At 61.6% G+C, this 16,095-nt stretch carries 15 protein-coding genes; 2 read left to right on the top strand and 13 right to left on the bottom strand.

Annotated features, from left to right (window positions below; all coding sequences use genetic code 11):
* Nucleotides 1-456: 456 nt before the first annotated feature.
* From BV034_RS06085 to BV034_RS06035, 10 genes are all read right to left on the bottom strand, one after another.
* The gene (locus BV034_RS06085) at nt 457-1,374 is read right to left on the bottom strand and encodes a hypothetical protein (protein WP_050025167.1); all 918 of its coding nucleotides are present in this window, start codon (nt 1,372-1,374) and stop codon (nt 457-459) included.
* Nucleotides 1,375-1,711: 337 nt separating this feature from the next.
* Nucleotides 1,712-1,969, bottom strand: a complete 258-nt coding sequence (locus BV034_RS06080) for a hypothetical protein (RefSeq protein WP_050025166.1) — start codon at nt 1,967-1,969, stop codon at nt 1,712-1,714.
* Nucleotides 1,970-2,073: 104 nt separating this feature from the next.
* Entirely contained in the window at nt 2,074-2,322 is a 249-nt protein-coding gene (locus BV034_RS06075; RefSeq protein ID WP_050025158.1) for a hypothetical protein, read from the bottom strand.
* Between the two features lie 203 nt (nt 2,323-2,525).
* A complete protein-coding gene (locus tag BV034_RS06070) occupies nt 2,526-4,172 on the bottom strand; it encodes a portal protein (protein WP_050025156.1) in 1,647 nt (548 codons plus the stop codon).
* Between the two features lie 299 nt (nt 4,173-4,471).
* The gene (locus BV034_RS06065; protein ID WP_050025153.1) at nt 4,472-4,795 is read right to left on the bottom strand and encodes a hypothetical protein; all 324 of its coding nucleotides are present in this window, start codon (nt 4,793-4,795) and stop codon (nt 4,472-4,474) included.
* A 17-nt stretch (nt 4,796-4,812) separates the two neighbouring features.
* Entirely contained in the window at nt 4,813-5,235 is a 423-nt protein-coding gene (locus BV034_RS06060) for a hypothetical protein (RefSeq protein WP_265592692.1), read from the bottom strand.
* A gap of 406 nt (nt 5,236-5,641) precedes the next feature.
* On the bottom strand, nt 5,642-7,276 hold the full coding sequence (locus BV034_RS06055; RefSeq protein WP_050025150.1) for a hypothetical protein: 1,635 nt from the start codon (nt 7,274-7,276) through the stop codon (nt 5,642-5,644).
* On the bottom strand, nt 7,276-7,542 hold the full coding sequence (locus BV034_RS06050; RefSeq protein WP_050025148.1) for a hypothetical protein: 267 nt from the start codon (nt 7,540-7,542) through the stop codon (nt 7,276-7,278). Before BV034_RS06050 ends, BV034_RS06055 begins: the two co-directional genes overlap by 1 nt.
* 357 nt (nt 7,543-7,899) lie before the next feature.
* Complete coding sequence (locus tag BV034_RS06045; RefSeq protein WP_050025147.1) at nt 7,900-8,349, bottom strand: hypothetical protein; 450 nt, start codon at nt 8,347-8,349, stop codon at nt 7,900-7,902.
* Between the two features lie 1,454 nt (nt 8,350-9,803).
* Nucleotides 9,804-10,565, bottom strand: coding sequence for a hypothetical protein (locus BV034_RS06035; protein WP_050025143.1), 762 nt, complete (start codon nt 10,563-10,565; stop codon nt 9,804-9,806).
* Between the two features lie 276 nt (nt 10,566-10,841).
* Here BV034_RS06035 and BV034_RS06025 point away from each other — a divergent pair, with 276 nt between their 5' ends.
* Nucleotides 10,842-11,543: a hypothetical protein gene (locus BV034_RS06025; protein ID WP_050025139.1), complete on the top strand. Its 702-nt coding sequence runs from the start codon at nt 10,842-10,844 to the stop codon at nt 11,541-11,543.
* Between the two features lie 132 nt (nt 11,544-11,675).
* Here BV034_RS06025 and BV034_RS06020 read toward each other — a convergent pair whose 3' ends face one another.
* The 3 genes from BV034_RS06020 to BV034_RS06010 form a co-directional block, all read right to left on the bottom strand.
* A complete protein-coding gene (locus BV034_RS06020; RefSeq protein WP_050025138.1) occupies nt 11,676-12,500 on the bottom strand; it encodes a hypothetical protein in 825 nt (274 codons plus the stop codon).
* A gap of 651 nt (nt 12,501-13,151) precedes the next feature.
* Nucleotides 13,152-13,655 (bottom strand): ankyrin repeat domain-containing protein, encoded by a 504-nt coding sequence (locus BV034_RS06015; protein WP_265592691.1) that lies wholly within the window; start codon nt 13,653-13,655, stop codon nt 13,152-13,154.
* Nucleotides 13,656-13,849: 194 nt separating this feature from the next.
* Nucleotides 13,850-14,173 carry a hypothetical protein gene (locus BV034_RS06010; protein WP_050025133.1) on the bottom strand — a complete coding sequence of 108 codons (324 nt, stop codon included), beginning with the start codon at nt 14,171-14,173 and terminating at the stop codon, nt 13,850-13,852.
* Nucleotides 14,174-14,793: 620 nt separating this feature from the next.
* Here BV034_RS06010 and BV034_RS06005 point away from each other — a divergent pair.
* Nucleotides 14,794-16,044: a hypothetical protein gene (locus tag BV034_RS06005; protein WP_050025131.1), complete on the top strand. Its 1,251-nt coding sequence runs from the start codon at nt 14,794-14,796 to the stop codon at nt 16,042-16,044.
* The last annotated feature ends 51 nt before the right edge of the window (nt 16,045-16,095 follow it).

Here is a 16,095-nt window from a genome sequence, read left to right as displayed (position 1 = left end):
CATTTATGCGGTCAGTCTCACGCCCCTCTCCTCCCATCACGATCTCCTCACCCCAGCACACCCACCTCCCCTAAACCAGGGCGAAGCCCGTCTCAACCAGCGTAGCGTCTCAACCAGGTGCCGCCCAGAGCGGCACCGTCTCAACCATCACCGCGCCTCAACAGGCCGCTTGCGCCCCCCCAACCGCCAACGCCCCTCCCCGAACCCGGAGGGTTCACCACGAATAGCCACTGGTCGACCGAGTTTAACGAGGGCTACCCGTGGACAATCACCCCACCACGCTACCGCGAAGCGGTAGGGCCCATCGCATGGCACGCCCCAGACCCCATTCCCGCGCCCAACATCCAACCATCACCCTCTGACGCACTGCCCACTGCCCACTGCCCACTGACGCACTGAGCTCCGGAGCGACCAACTCCCAACCATCTCACCTCCTCCAAACCGCCCTCCCACGCCCTACCCACCATATGCCCTCTTCATCTGCCCATTCACCCACGAAACCACCTCCCGGTGCCGCCCGTGCGCGGGGTCATAGTACGCCTTGTAGTCCGGATGATCCGGATTCGTCATCACATCCCGCGCCGCGGTTTCAGGGGATAACTTGTTCTGCACCTGCGTCGGCGAGATCAGTCGGTCCTCGCTGATGAGATCCGCCAGGCGCGCCATCGCCTTGATCGAGTCCGCCCGGTAGAACACCGGATGGTCATCCGGCAGGCCCAGCGTCATCGCCGCGCGGCGCGCATCCACCATGCGCTTCTCATAGTCCCCGCCAAAGATCCGCCGCAGCTCAGACTGCTCCTGCTCAAACAGACGCTGGCCCTCCACCTCCACACTCTGCATGCGGCCCACCGTCTCCTGCAGGTGCCAGGCAGACAGCCCCTCCACTTGCGCCTTCGTCAGGCCCAGCTTGTGCGCCGCCCCCGCAAAGGCATCCGCAAACTCCGGATTCCACTCCGTGCCTGGCGGCAGATTCTCCGGTTGCTTCAGGCCATAGTCCTCCGGCTTCCCCGGCACCCCCAGCGCCTTGTGAAACTCCGAAATCTCCTCCGGCTTCGCCTCCTTCCCCGGCAGACGGATCATGCCCTCCGTGCGCGTCATCGCCGCCCGCTTGTTCTCCATGAACGCCTCCGCCAGCTTGTCAAAAGAGCGGTAATTCGCCAGCGTCGCCCGCGACGCATCAAACTGCGAGGGCAACCGATCCTGCCACCCCTCCACAAACTCCCCCCTCTCATTCGCCAGCGCCCGGAAATCAAAGTCCCCAGCGCTCGCAGCCTCCGCAGACGCAGCACTACCGCCACCTGCACCACCTGCACCAGTCCCGCCAGCCACATCCGCAGCCTCTTCCATCACCAATCGTCCGAGCATCATCATCATGAGTTATAAGTTAAGAGTTAGACATTATTCGTTATGAGTTAAAAGCCAAAAACCAAACACTGAAAAGCCACAGAGGAATGCCATTAGACAGAATTGATAAAATTTGCAGAATTACGCCAGAAAGAAACCACAGATGTTCACTAACGAAACACTAATAGTTCTTATGAAACACGGCTCGCCCCCCTGTTCGGCCTCAGCCCCATCCGTCATTCGAAGCCAAACCCTAATTCCGTAAATTCTGTTAATTCTGTCTAAAACCTTCTCCATCAGCGCCCCCTCCGCACCCAGAAGTGGTTCCCCACCCCTGTCCCCATCTTGTTAATCCTAAAAAATCCTGTCAATCCTGTCCGAAAAATCGCCTCCCCGCATACCGCCTTGCAAACTCCTCCGGCCGATATTCCTTGAACCACGCCACCACGGCCACCGTCTTGTCCCCATAGCGCGGATCCTCCACCGGACACGGCGGAATCCCAGTCCCAGTCTCCGCCTCCATCCCCGTCTCCTTCGCAACTGGCACCTCCGCCTTCCCCCTCTTCTTCCGCCCCGCAGACAGCCCCACCTCACCCGTCCCCTCATCAACTCGATTCGTCTTCATAAGAAAAAACTCCATCACTCCATCACTCCATCACTCCATCACTCCATCACTCCATCACTCCATCACTCCATCACTCCACATTCCTAATTCCTAATTCCTAATTCCTAATTCCTAATTCCCTCCCCTCCCGCAATCCCCGCCTCCGCCGAGCCAAACCGCCACAGCGTCGCCACCACCTCACACTGCCCGTGCTCATGCTCCGTCATACCCTGCGTATGCTGCAGCGGATGCGCCGCGCGACACAGCATCGCCAGCACCAGCCGCCCCTCCGCAGACCCAAACACCGCCCGCGCCGCCTCCCGAAACCGCCGAGCCTCCTCCGGCTTCCCAAATAGCTTTTCTTCAAAGGTCATTCTGTTTTGCTGTTGTGAGTCGTTAGTAGCTAGAACCTCAGTCGGGTGGCACCGAAGTAAAAAGTAGCGTCAGTAAAAAGTGAAAAGTTCAGCTTCGCCCAGCACCCGGAAATTTCTCAACCAGGCGCAGCCGTCTCAACGTGCCGCTTGCGGCACATCTCAACTTCCCTCTCCCCCACTTTTCACTTTTCACTCTTAACTTTTCACTTTGCCCCGCCAGCCCCCTGAGGCCCTCCCGCCGCCATCCCCTCCGCCTGCATCTGCGCTTCCGCGCGTGCTTTGCGCAGCTGCCCAACCTCATCCTCAGACGGCATCCACTCCACCGGCACGCCTTCATTCAGCGCGATGTCGCGCATGGCCACATCCCAGTTCAGGTTGTCTGCCACCGCCGGGTTGAACTGCATCACCGGACCCATCATGCCCAGCACGCGATTCAGCGCCTGGTTGTTCACCGCCTTCAGCGCCAGCGCCAGGCGGGAGGTGTAGCGCAGCTTCGGGTCCGAGACCGCCCACATCCCCCGCTCATTCTGGTGCACCGCCTCCTCCGGCGGCATGGGGAACACCCCCTGCCTCATCAGCAGGGAAAACACCCGCCGCAGGATCGGCCCGTACATCTCCGTGGAGAGCAGCGTGAACGTCGGCGAGAACAGCTCCACCTTCTCCTGCGCCCGCTCGCCCACCTCATACGCCGTCATCTGCTTCGTGATCGCCGCCCACATCTGGAAGAGCTCCACGTGAAACGCAGACTTGATCGCCTCCTGCCGCGCCTTCACCCGATCCAGCCCCACATCATACCGCCCCTGCGTCAGCCACTCCCGCGGCACGCGATTGGGATCTTTGAAATAAGTCGTTCCCGTCGCCCGCAGGTCCACCTCCCCCTCCATGTCATCCGGCAGGAGCAGGCGCGGGAACGCCGCCACCTCCGCCAGCACATCCAGGTTCTTCTGCAGCTCATTGAGCTGGCGCGCCTCGGGCAGCGCCTGCCACGTGGGGCAGATCCCGTACGCCCCCGTGCCCCAGCGCAGATACCGCGAACCGATCGTCGGCATTTCCTCGTACCCACCCACCCGCACGATCGTGCGCGTCTTCACATGGATGTGCACGGAGGCGATCGGCTTGTTCGCCCCGTCCATCTTCGAGCCATCCCGCTCCGCATCCTCCCGCGGGTAGATCACATGCAGAAAGTCGTGCCGCTCCCCCTGTTGGGACGAGCCCGGCTCCAGCAGCACCCGTTGCAGACACTCCGGCAGCTCCTTCACCTCATAAACCTGCGCCGCCTCCCGCGCCGTGTACGTCAGCTCGCGGAACACCGTGTCCACCATGCCGTCCGCGCCATTGAGAAACGCATACGTCCCGATGTCATGCGCCTTGAAGTTCAGCGGATGTTTCATTGTCCCCTCCACATGCAGACAGCACGTGCCAAACGCCCCGCGATCCAGGTACGCCTCATGCAGCTCCGTGTAGAAGTTCGAGGTCGCCAGCGCCTCCAGCGCAATCTCCGAGCACTCCGCATACCAGCGCTTCGCCGCATCGCTCTGGCGCAGCTCCCGCGGCGGATCAAACGCAAACCACGGCGTCTGCGCCGGCGTCAGCCGCGACATGCACCCAGACGCCAGCGTCATGTTCGCCGAGATCGCCGTCCCATCAAACACCGACTCAAACCCCGCCAGACTCGGCGCATCCATCCGCCCCTTCACCGTGGATCGATTGGGCCGCACATAGTCCGCCATCTGCTGCCACAGCCCCAGCCAAGGCCCCCTCTCCGCCTGCGCCGCTTGCCAGCGGAGCATGATGCGGTCGGTGAGAGCTTTCTTGCGGGCGTTGGAGTCGGTGGTGTTCGTGTTCGTCATTGAGCTTGTTGTATATGTTATCGGCTTCCCGACCGCAGGGATAAGGGAAGAGGGTCAAGGCAAAAGGGCAGTCCCGCCTGCGGCGGATTTAGGAAATGACCGCCAAAGGCGCAACGTGCCCTTTCGGACGAGAAGACTCACGCATCGCTTTGCCTGATCCAGCGCAAAGGCTCAGCAATCAACCACCCAGCACCTCAGTCCCTAAACCAGGGCGCAGCCCGCCTAAACCAGCGTAGCGCCTCAACGTGCCGCTTGCGGCACCCTAAACCCTTATCCCTCTTCCCTTACCCCTTGACCCTTTATCCAAGCAGCGACCTCACTCCCCCCAGCGGCTTGCTCCCGCCATAGCCGCCCGTCGCGCCCGCATACGTCGTACGCAGCAGCCCGTAGCGTTTGCCCGCCGCGCGGCGTGCCTCCTGGTCGGCGTCCTCCACATCCGCGCTGCTTTGTGAGGGCGCAGGAGGAATCGCCACCGGCTCCGGGGCAGGAGGGATGTTGATCTCCGGCATCTTTTCCGGCTTCTGCTTCAGCATCTTCTCCATCAGCTCCAGGTTCTTCAGCTCCGCCTTCTTCTGCGTCGCCGTCTGCTTGGGGGCAGACTGACCTTTGCAAAAGCGGTTCAAGCGCCCATCAGGGCCGATCAGGTCGCGGTCGAAATACGGGCCGCCGAGTGTATCAGGGTGGTCGAGCATAGAATCTTGTTCGTTAATCTCCCATACCGATAGTAACGCAAGATATTCCCCCGCTCAAATCCTATTTTCGGCAATTCATAAGGGATCAGCCCCGGCATCTGCGTCAGATCCCCCGCCGCCAGGTAGCACAGCCACGCATCGCACCGCTCCCGCGCAAACACCTGCCACGGATCCGTCACCACCTCATACGGCGCCGAGGAATCCACCGCCCGCCCCATCAAAAAGAGCTCCGGCGTGCTGAACACATACCCATTGATCAAATGCCCCTCCAGATCCTCCCGAAACGTCCTCGCACAAGGCTCCAGCTCGTAAACACGAGCCGCAAGCTCTACTGGAGTCAGTCGTGTGTTCGCATCCATCGCTTCGTTCACGCAGTGAAAAGTTAAGAGTGAAAAGTTAAAAGTAACATCCCTAACCAACCACAGAGAACACAGAGGAATGCCTTTTAGACAGAATTAACAAAATTGACAAAAATACGGCGGAAAGAAACCACTGATATTCACAAACGAAACACTAATAGTTTTCAAGAAACACAGCTTACCCCTATTCGGCCACAGCCACGTCTGTCATTCGAAGCTAAACCCAATTCCGTAAATTCTGTTAATTCTGTCCAATCCTCATCCCAGCGTTCCGTCAGTACCCACAAGGGGTTCCCCACCCCAAAACCCCATCTTGTTAATCTCTTAAAAATCTTGTTAATCCTGTCTCTCCCTCATTGTCAGCGTCCCGTTGGCGTCCGTCAGCGGTTCCCTTGCATTCATTCCTAATTCATCATTCCTAATTCCTAATTTTCCCCCGGCTCCCCCCATACCCCGCCGTCACCTTCACACCCACCCCCGCTCCCCCCACACGTCCACCTCCGCCACCGCGGATAAACCCCGCCGCGCGCGCCTCCGCAAAGGTCCTTGCCGCATCCGCCGTGTGCGAGCACAGGTCATGCAGCGGCGCATCCCGCAGCACCCCGCTGCTCGTCTGCGGCATCCGTCGATACCCCTCCAGTCGGCCCACGCCAGAGGGCAGCTTCGCTCCCGTCTCACTGTGCTGCTCCATGTCCGTCCGCAGATGAAACCACGAGTGCGGCAGGATCTTGCGCAGCTCATTGATCCCCACCCAAACGTCCGGGGTTCGAGGCACCACATGAATCATCTGTGAGGGGATGCCCGCATCGATCAACTGCTGCCGGTACGTCTTCCCGCTGCCCTTGTCCGTGATCTCCGCATCATGCGGCAGGTAGTGGCCCGCCACTGGCCCGTGCGCCCGCTCCCACGCACGGATCACCCCGGCCACACCCGCCGCCCCTTTGCCCTCCCCCGCCGCCCAGTCCAGCCAGTTCACATCCTTGCCCGCCGGCTGCACCAGCCAGCCCGCCGTATTGTCACTGCTGCCCAGGTCCCAGAAGGTGTACAGCGGCAGCCCCACCTCCGGCACATACTCCCGCACCCGCCCCGCCGCCCGCAGGCGCGTCATCTCCGGGTAGATCTGCCCCGCCACCACATGGCGGTCGCACTCCTCCACCACCGTGGGGAACTGCTGGAACATGTCCTCCCCCTGCTCGCGACGTTTTACCTCGTACCAGGCCTGCCGCTCCGGCGACACCTCGATGCCGTGCGTCTCCCGCAACCCCTCAAAGTACCGCGCCGTCTCCGCCCGCTGCGGCACCCGCCCCGGCAGCGCATAGCTCGGGTGGTTCACCCAGGAGAAAAAGTGCAGCCGCCAGTCCAGCGCCGTCATCTCCCGCCCCGCCCCTTCCAGCGAAAGCTTGAAGAGCGCGTAACACTCGCCAAACCGCCCGCCCTCCATCGTCGTCTCGATGTCGATGATCCCCGTCAGCGGCACCGCATTGATCGACCCTCGCTTGATCTCCGCCGCCTTCGCCGGCTTCTGCGCCGCGATCGGCCCGTACTCAGACACATGCAGCCGCTGCGGCGTCCCACCGGTAAAGCTCACATCCGCACTCTGGCTGCTCCCGTTCGCCCACTCCAGGCACCCGCCGTTGTCCTTCACCAGTGGATTCTCCTCCTGGATCCAGCGCCACAGCTCCGCCAGCGCCGGATCCGGATGCCGCGGGCCCGCCTCCCACGCCATGCGGGCAATGTGCAGCTTGTCCTTCGCATCCGCCTCCTTCTTGTCGATGTGCGCACACAGCGTGTTCGGCGTGAAGATGCACGTGTCCAGGTAGTCCAGCACAATGAAGGTGGACATCCCCAGCTTGCGCGCCTTCGGCACAAAGTTCCGCGTATGCCGTTCCCGCATGAACTGCGCCTGCTCCGGCCGGAGGGTGAAGGGCACCATCACCGCCCCCTCCTCCGGCAGGATCTGGTACAGGTGGTGCATGCGCCAGGACTTCGAGGAGATGCACTCCTCGAACTCCCTCAGCTCCTCCGTTGTCCACTCCCCGCTCACGGCATCCATCACATCATCAAGAGAGACCCCGACCCACGCTGTTTCTTCTTCTCCGGCCCCATGCTGCTCGACCGCGAGGGCGCCGGACCACCCAGCAGAGCAGAGCGACGCTCCGCCGGCACCGGCACCGTCTGCGCCACCGGAGCCGCAGCCCCCTGCGGACTGCCCGCAGACCTCCGCTTCTTCCCCCGCTCCGCCTCCCCCGCCGCGATGATCGCATCGCGAAACGCCTGCCCATTGTCCGCCTTCTGCATGTATCGATCGTGTTGTTTCATCGTATTTTCCCTTTCAAATCCAAGGTTCAAGCACTTCAAAACCACAGAGAACAAACCGCTTCACAGAATTGGGATTTCTGAAACCACTGATGAAACACCAATGGTTCTGAAGAAACAGGGTACGCCACAGGCGTTGCCAAAGCCACGTCCGTCATTCGAAGCCAAACCCTAATTCCTCAAATTCTGTCAATTCTGTCTAAACCTCATCATCAGTGTTCCATGAGTGCCCATCAGTGGCTCCCTCTCCACATCTTGTTAATCCTTCAAAAATCTTGTTAATCCTGTCTCCACCTCATCGTCAGCGTCCAGTTAACGTCCGTCAGCGGTTCCCTTTATTCATTCCTAACCCTTCTTCCCTTACCCCTTTTCCCTCTTCCCTCTCCCCATCACCGCCGCCAGCACCCCACGCGGCCCCGTCAGCTGCACATCGTGTTTCTCCGGTTCATCCCAGCCCAGCATCTTCGCCAGGCGCTCCATCACCCCGCGCTTGTCGGGGAAGATCGCATAAGGCCCGTCCTTCCCCATCTTCAGCTCACACAGCGGATGCTCCAGATGCGCCGCACTCGGCGGCGCCTTCAGGATCTCGATGCACATCGCCACCGCCTCCTCCCGGCTCATTCCCGCCCGCGCCGACGTGATTTCCTGCAACTCCCTCACCCGCGCCCGCACCTCCTCCGTCCCATGCAACCGCCAGGCATGACTGCCACCCCCGCGGTACCCCGCCCGCTCATAAGCCTCCACCGCCGTCAATCCCGACGCAACCCCCTGCGCAAACGCTTCATGACGTGGATTCTCCAGTACGGGCATGGCGCTTACAGCTTAGCGCACTTTTGAGAGATAGCAAGAACGTTGTTGGATTCCAGCGGCGGAGAGTTTTCAGTTTTCAGCGGGTGCCCGGTGACACTACGCTGACAATGGGCAGGGGAGTTGCTTTGCAAAGAGAGGCCAACCCTGTGTCCTGCGGTTGAGGGGTTTCGGCGATCAGTGCATTCGCTGAAAACTGAAAACTTGAAACTGAAAACTCCTCCCCGTTGGAGTACCGACTTTAGTCCATTGCCATCAGGGAAAAAGTGGCGAGGCCCATTGTCTCCCTTTGCGAACGAGCTGAGGGCCGAAGGCCCGGTCTCATGCCAGCCTTGGGCAACGCCCAAGGTTAGTCAACCCTCTAGAAGAGGGAGGGCTGTAGGCCCGGCGTCATTCAGGGATGTTCGTCGTGGGCAGGCTTGATGAGACCGGGCCTTGAGCCCTCAGGGGTTGGTTTGTCATCTATTCCTTGGGCGTTGCCCAAGGCTGGCATCACGCCGGACCTTCGGCCCTTCTGAAGTGGCAGCCCTGCCATAAGTATAGCGGATGCGCCATCGCGGCTCCGAGGCTCACCAATGCAAATCAGCAAGGCTATCTTTTCCCTGATGGCATTGGCATTGATGCGGTCACCCTCAAATGTGCCATCACCCCTTTCCTCCATGCCGCTCCCATTGATGCACAGCCCCCCCGATCACCGCTTCAGCCGCCACCAAGATACCAAAACCCCGATGATGGCAACCAATGCCGCCGCTGGCCAGGCAAACCGTGAGAGCGACTTCTCCGATTGAGCGGCAGTTGAGGCGGGCGTCGAGGTTCCTGCCTGCGGCCTCGCAGTAGAAGAGACATCGGGCTTCTTAGCTCCACCCACAGGCGCCGCCGACTCGGCAGACGGCTCCGGTTTTGACTTGGGGTCGGGGGCTAGTTTCAATGCTGCAATTTCCGGCAACGCTTCGATCACCTGCTCCCCTGCCACAGACTTTCGAATCCTCCCGCCGCCTCCGCCAGCCGGGTTGGAGTACCGACTTCAGTCGGCTCAGTCGCCACACCAGAAAGCCCCCAGCAGCGCCCATCGGCCACAAGTACCAAACAACACCCGCACCGTGGTTGGAGTTCCGCATTGATGCGGTCACGCCTCAAACGTCCCATCACCCCGCTCCTCCATGCCGCCCCCCACCAGCGCACTGACTCACCCAGCCATCCCCCCGCTCATCGACCCCTTACCTCATCACTGCATCACCGTCGAACCGAACTCCCCAGCCATCGGCCCACCCAGCCCACGCCATATTTCCTCATCCCCAGTGCCACCAGCAGCATCTGATAGCTCCCCCAGCCCACGCCTCTGAACTTGAACTTCCACCTCCACGCCGCCCCCTCCCTCCCCGCCCTGCATCTCCCACCTATCCCCAATCCTGTTAATCCCTCAGAAATCTTGTCAATCCTGTCTATGGAATGCCCGCTCACCGCGGCACCGTCTTCACAATCCAAGCCGACCTCACGGCCTCATCACTCAACGGCACCTCCACCGGCGTCTTCCCTTTCAGACGAAGATCCTCCGCCTCAAAGCCAAACGTCTCCGCCCCAGCCCCCGTCCACACAGCGACAGCAAAATCCCCGGCAGACTTCCACACCGGGCGGGCAACCGCATGCCCCGGCAGCACCACCGCCCTCAGGTGCGAAAACGGAATCACCGGAGCCTTCTCTTTCTGCTCCTCCTTCCTCTCCACACTCGCCTTGATCACCTGCGGCAGGTCGATCACATAGAGCGTATCGCGGAAGTTCGCGGGGATCGTCTCCTGCTTCCTGCCAATCGGCCGATACTTGATCGCCATCCATCGGTCACCCGCAGGAGCTCTCACCAGCGCCTCAAACGCGGTATTCAGAATCAGACGCTTCTCCACCGCATCGACCACCGCCAGCCGGTCCTCGCCCTCAAAGACAAGATAGCGCCCATCCACCCATCTCGGCGTCACATCACTGAACCACGCCACCCCGCCGTATTCACGCGACACGGGAGACTCAATCAACGGAGAATCCGTGACCACCGCCGCCGCCGCACCTCCTGAGGCAGCCATCAGCCGCACCTCCCCGCCCGGCGACTTGGAGACCAGCTCCACCGTACAGGCATGGTCAGGCGACGACCACCGCTGTTCACCGTACACCGGCAAACTCGCCACACCCCCAAGGCAGATCAAAACCACGACAAGTCCAAACGTCTTCATAGCGCGCTAAAGGGATCCCCTCCCCCACACATGGACACCCCTGCGCTGCGAAACGTTGGCAAAAATCTTCTCCATCCATCAACTCCCAATTCCGCCAACTCCGTCCAAAAGAATCACTCCTCTGTGAAACTCCGTGCCCTCCGTGGTCATACCATTCCCATCCCAACCCCGGACCTCCTCTATGCCCAAATCCCGCAGTTCCACATCCCCTAAGCCCTCATTCCCAATTCCCCATCTTGTCAATCCTTCAGAAATCTTGTTAATCCTGTCTGATCCATGTCGCTCCCCCGCCACATCACCCTCGTCCTGCTGACCATCGCCTCCATGCGCGTCATCGCCGCCGAGCCCACGGCCGATGACCTCAAGCACGGGCGGAAGCAGTTCCAGCGCATGCTAGAGGACCGCCCCGAGATAGCCGTCTACCGGGCAGAGGGCAGCCCCGTCACCCAATACATCACCGAGTCCGACGCCCCCTGGCAATGGGCGCTGCGCGCCTTCGCCGGCATCTACGTCAACGAGCGCGTCTTCTGGGACCACCGCCCCCCGCCCCACGAGAGCAGCAGCGACTCCACTTCCCCCTACTTCCACGGGCTCTACTCCGTCAGCCTGCGCCCCCTGCCACAGGTCAAGACCAAAAAACTCGAGCACGCCTGGGCTCGATTCGTTTACGAAATGCTCACAATGAGCCGCGCACCCGAGCGAGACCACCTCGTACACCTCGTTTACTCCCGCCAGGTCTCCATCGACGCCGCCGTACGCGAGTACGCCCGCCTGCAATGGTCCGTCGACAAGCAGGTCGAACAGTTCTACCACCAAACCTGGCGCCCCTGGGCCCGGTCCCGCGGCATCCCCTCTCACCCCCATTTCTGGAGCCACGACCACCTCAGCACCTTCGAGTCCTGGTACGAGGAAACCTCATCCTCTTACGATTACATGCGCGAGCACTTCGAAAACATTCTGACCCCAGAAAAGAAATAGCCTCCGCAGCATCAAGGCTCAGACTTCAAACTTAAAACTTCAGGGCTTGCCGCCTCCACTGCGCCCTCACGCCTCCGCCCCCCTCCGCCTCTCTCCATCTACAGACGTCCATGACCGTCGATCCACCGCACCTCACTTGGCCTCACGCGGCCGCAGCGGCGCAAATACCTTGAACCGCTCCCGATAGTAGTCCTTCCACTGCCTCACGTGATCATAATTTTCCCGGTACGGCCTCCAGGGATAGTCCTCCGGGTCGTAGTAGTGCGCCAGCCACTTCTCAAAGTCATCCTGGTCCCGCCACCGCCAGACATCTTCATCATGCTTCACCCCCTGCGCCGCCGCCCAGGGCAGCCACACCTCCTGGCGGAACTTGTCCATCTTGTGGATCGCCTGCCACTCCACCTTCGCACAACCTTTGGCAAACTCATCCGCCGACACAGCACCGTCCAACGCACTCAGGTACAGGCCCCTCCACGCCGGACCCAGGGACATATTGTGCATCTCGAAGACCACGCCCGCCCACATCTTCTCGAACGCATCCCTGCCACTGCCCGTCACGTTGCGCACCCTCACCCGGTTCAGGCCCACCATGTCAGCTCTGCCGTGACTGGCCGCATACCCATCCGACGGATCCTCCGACTCCCAGAACACCCGCTCCCCCACGTACTTCCCCGCATACGCCTCCACCGCCCATTTGTAGATCTCATCCTTCTCCTCCACATAGCCCGCCTGGTCGTCCTTCTCCCGTCGATACACCGCCATCCCCAGCCGATCCGCCAGCATCCGCTCCACCTGCCGCTTCCCATGCTCCAGATCCGCCGGCGTCAGCTCCATGCGCGGCACCGGCTCCTTCACACTCTCTCCCTGCGCACGCCCCTCCGATGGACAGACCCAGCACCCCATCAGCAGCAGCGACGTCAGCAGCGCCCTCTTCATGAAGATATCCCCCAGAGTCATGACCTAGTTTTTCGCCATCCTAATGCCACCCCACATTTCCATCAACCTCTACCTGACCAGCCAGCCCGCCCCTTCTGCATCCGTATCCACTCCACCCCCCCCATCCTCCAACCTCCCCAAAACACGTGGTCCCGCGTGCGGAACTATGCCGCAGCCCCCAACCCGCTTCCTAGAACCCCAGCCAATCAACAGCGCCACCTCACCACCCCAGGACTCCGCAAACAGGGTTGGAGTACCGACTTTAGTCGGCTCAGGCCACACCCCTCCGCAGGCAATCTCCTTCCCCACCAACACCTCCTCACCCATCACCACCCAGATTTACAGCACCCGGCCCCATCCATCACTCCATCACTCCATCACTCCATCACTCCATCACTCCATCACTCCATCACTCCATCACTCCCACATCACCCCGAAGCCCATCCCTGAAAGGGATACCTACCGCAGCCCAAGGTTGGACGAGCCCTAAGCGAGTCAACCTTGGGTACCCGCCGCCCTCAACACCTTCACCTCCACCACCGCCAATCACCAAACGGCCCACCACGCCCCGCTCCCAGGAGCCGGGACGGCTCTTCCACCTTACCTGCGTCCTGCCATCCCATTCCTCGAACCCCAGCCCTCCGTTCGCCCGCCATCACCGCTGCCCTGGGATTAAAAAGGCATGCGATAGTGAAAAGGGGCACCCCACGCCCCACCGGAAGGCGGCAACACCCGTCCAGGTTCGAGGGTTTCACACGCGCCCTGCTCCGGCGCATCGCTTGCGCTGAGCCCTTCCCAATAGGCCCGATGATCCTCGCAACTGCGGCCTTTATGATCGCGCGCCAGCGGATCAGCACCGGCGGCCAGCACCAGGAGCGCCCGCATTTCTGAATCAAAGGCGTACTGCGCGAGGATCAGCGGGGTGAAACCACAGCCGTCCGCCGCATTCACATCCGCCCCCGCGTCCAGCAGGGTTTTGACATTGTCCAAGGTGCCTTCCCACACCGCGAGCATCAGAGGGGTCCAGTCCAGGCATACGTGGCGCCAGGTGCGAAGCTCAAGATTGGGCGAAAGCGAGAGCAGATACGCGAGCCGCCCGTCATCCGTCTCATGCCACATCGCACTCGCGGCATAATGCAGGAGCGTGCTGCCCTGCGACGGGAACGCGTGATCCACAGAGAGGCCGCTGGCCTCAAACGCCAGACGCAGACCCTCCACTTAGGCATACAGCGAGAGGACCATTTCGATCAGCCGCTCATGCCCGTGCTCATGCTCTTGTTCCTGTCCTTGTTGTTTCATCGCATCATCGCGTCCCGGAGTGTTTGTACGAAGGGCCGGATGGAAGGTGTCAGCAAAGCCCCGTTCCCCCATCACCTCAAGATGGCAACCCCCAACGCCCACATTCCGCTGGTCGCCATCAGGCCCCAGACGATGCGGTACTTTCGCAGCACGCGGAGGGAGGGCGCATGCCCCTCCAGCCCCTCAGGCGTATAGTACACCCAGCGGAGGGAGGCATGCCCGCGGGTGATGGAATCGATGAATTTCCCCTTGCCCGCACCCCCGAAGGTCGAGGGCTTGCCGACCAGAGCCCATTCCTCCGGATCCCGCCGCTCCACCACGCGCGCAAGATCATCGTAGGTGCTCATGAAGTACAGAAAGCACACCATGGCGATGGCAATAGAGAGGATGAACATAGGGCAGGTCCAGTCTAAGCCGGGCAAGATAAAGTCTATGGTTCAGGAATCTCCAGGTTTCGCCACCTTTTTTTGAGGGAATCCCCGCAGCATCTTCGTAAGCAGAGCCTTCGTGCGCCGTACGCTGACATCCTCTCTCAAAAAGCTGATTGTTCACACCGCCGCGTCCGGTGAAGCCGTTCCTTCCTGCACACAGATCTCGGCAGCAGCATCGATGACGTAGCCTGCCGCAATGCAAGTCGCCCATCCTCGTCAGGAGGAAAGGTGTCATCTCGAACTTGTCGACATCCATGCCGAGCAAGTCTGCCACCTCAGACAGCATGGAGATGCGATCGGCGGGATCTCGACGCCGCTCTTGACGATCTCGATCAGCCAGTTGAGTCAGCCGACCATGCGGACTCCGCCCGTCCCGTCCCGCAGTCAGTTCGCCCCCTTTTCTCAAACTCCAAATTCATTCCCCCATCCTGCCCAATTCCGCTGCGTCGGCCCAGCCTGTATCAGTCTAACCTCACGCGTCATCCTGCATTCAACCATCAAATGACCCGCCCCACTCCCCCAACCCCTGCCGTCGTTTGCGCGTCCACACGTTGACAGCCAAACGCAACGTCCTAAGGTGCTCCATGAATTTTGCGATCCGCAAATTACAGTCCCTGCTCCGGCTCCTCCTGTGCCTTCTCCTGACCGGGCAGGCCTACGCCATCGACCCCGCCGACCAGGGCATCGTCGTTATTAAGACCCGCCCCGGGCAGGGCGACGAATTCGCCCAAGGCGTCATCTACACCCGCTGCGAGCATTTTGCCGTCACCAGCACCATCCATCACGGCAGGGGGCAGTCCACCATCATCCAGCGCACCAACCTGGTGACCGCGCTCCCCTTTGACGACGTGTTCAGCCGCATCCTCGTGGACGACTCCGGCACCGCCCTCGTGAGCGAGAAACTCCAGCAGCTCAGAGCCCTGCTCCAGCGCTACCCCGGCACTGCCGCCACCCTCAGGCCGCTCGTCGATGAGCTCACCAGCTACCAGCAGAAGTTCGCCGCGGGCGAGGTCCGCTTCCGCGGTACATGGATGGCCCGCACCGCGTTTGACAAAATCGTCCGCGACGAGGAACAGAAGCTCAAAGACGCCGAACTCGCCCGGCAGAAGGCCAGGGATGAAAAGACCGCCATGGAGCTCAAGGCCAGGCAGGACGCCGAGGCCGAAGCCCTCCGCCAGGCCGCCCTCAAGCAGAAGGCAGAAGATGAAACCCGGCAGAAAAAAGAAATGGCCACCCGCGCCGAATCCGCCCGCCGCCAGGCCGAGACAGATGATGAAGCCCGGCGCGCTGGCAATCTGCGCGTCATCATGCCCGGGCTCGCCGCACGTCTCCTGCAGGGCACGCACGCCACCTTCGCCACGTTTGCCCAGGGTCGCGGCACCCCCACCGCGCCACCTGTGCAGCCCGTCCCCGCCGCCTGGCAGGAGGGGGCCCTGCCCACCCCCCGCATCAGTTCCCAGGCCACCGCCATCAAGCCTGGCACCACGCATCTGGCTCCTGCCATCCAGTATTGGGAGTCCGCAGAGGGCCTCGTCGCCGCCCGCCTCTGCGTCCCCCTGCAGCAGGAGGGCGCCCGCGCCACCAATACCGACGACCTCCGCCACTTCCAGCGGCTCGTCGCCATGCTCTCACCCACCGCCGCAGAGTGGCTCCCCCTCAGTCTCGCCAGCGCCCGCGCCAGACTCCGTCTCGATGGCAACACCCAGCCGGACGCCCGGCCCACCGCCGTGCTCACGCGCGAGTTCGACCGCCGCACCTACCAGCTCACCTACGAGGCTCCCGCCATCCACGAGGACGGCTACTTCTACTCCTACCTCACCCTCTCCGTCCGCTAGGTTCATGAAATATTACTACCTGGACGCTGACTCCCAGCCCGCCGGACCCGT

This window comes from Verrucomicrobium sp. BvORR034 (assembly GCF_000739635.1).
In the GTDB taxonomy this organism is placed as follows: domain Bacteria; phylum Verrucomicrobiota; class Verrucomicrobiia; order Verrucomicrobiales; family Verrucomicrobiaceae; genus Verrucomicrobium.
Note: the sequence above shows the minus strand (reverse complement) of the source record. Positions and strands in the feature narration are given on the sequence as shown.

Bases quoted from the DNA above. Each gene is read 5' to 3' on its own strand.
- BV034_RS06050 (WP_050025148.1), bottom strand. From the start codon at position 7,542: ATGAAACAACACGATCGATACATGCAGAAGGCGGACAATGGGCAGGCG.
- BV034_RS06075 (WP_050025158.1), bottom strand. From the start codon at position 2,322: ATGACCTTTGAAGAAAAGCTATTTGGGAAGCCGGAGGAGGCTCGGCGG.
- BV034_RS06045 (WP_050025147.1), bottom strand. From the start codon at position 8,349: ATGCCCGTACTGGAGAATCCACGTCATGAAGCGTTTGCGCAGGGGGTT.
- BV034_RS06035 (WP_050025143.1), bottom strand. From the start codon at position 10,565: ATGAAGACGTTTGGACTTGTCGTGGTTTTGATCTGCCTTGGGGGTGTG.
- BV034_RS06005 (WP_050025131.1), top strand. From the start codon at position 14,794: ATGAATTTTGCGATCCGCAAATTACAGTCCCTGCTCCGGCTCCTCCTG.
- BV034_RS06010 (WP_050025133.1), bottom strand. From the start codon at position 14,173: ATGTTCATCCTCTCTATTGCCATCGCCATGGTGTGCTTTCTGTACTTC.
- BV034_RS06055 (WP_050025150.1), bottom strand. From the start codon at position 7,276: ATGGATGCCGTGAGCGGGGAGTGGACAACGGAGGAGCTGAGGGAGTTC.
- BV034_RS06070 (WP_050025156.1), bottom strand. From the start codon at position 4,172: ATGACGAACACGAACACCACCGACTCCAACGCCCGCAAGAAAGCTCTC.
- BV034_RS06020 (WP_050025138.1), bottom strand. From the start codon at position 12,500: ATGACTCTGGGGGATATCTTCATGAAGAGGGCGCTGCTGACGTCGCTG.
- BV034_RS06085 (WP_050025167.1), bottom strand. From the start codon at position 1,374: ATGATGATGATGCTCGGACGATTGGTGATGGAAGAGGCTGCGGATGTG.
- BV034_RS06025 (WP_050025139.1), top strand. From the start codon at position 10,842: ATGTCGCTCCCCCGCCACATCACCCTCGTCCTGCTGACCATCGCCTCC.
- BV034_RS06080 (WP_050025166.1), bottom strand. From the start codon at position 1,969: ATGAAGACGAATCGAGTTGATGAGGGGACGGGTGAGGTGGGGCTGTCT.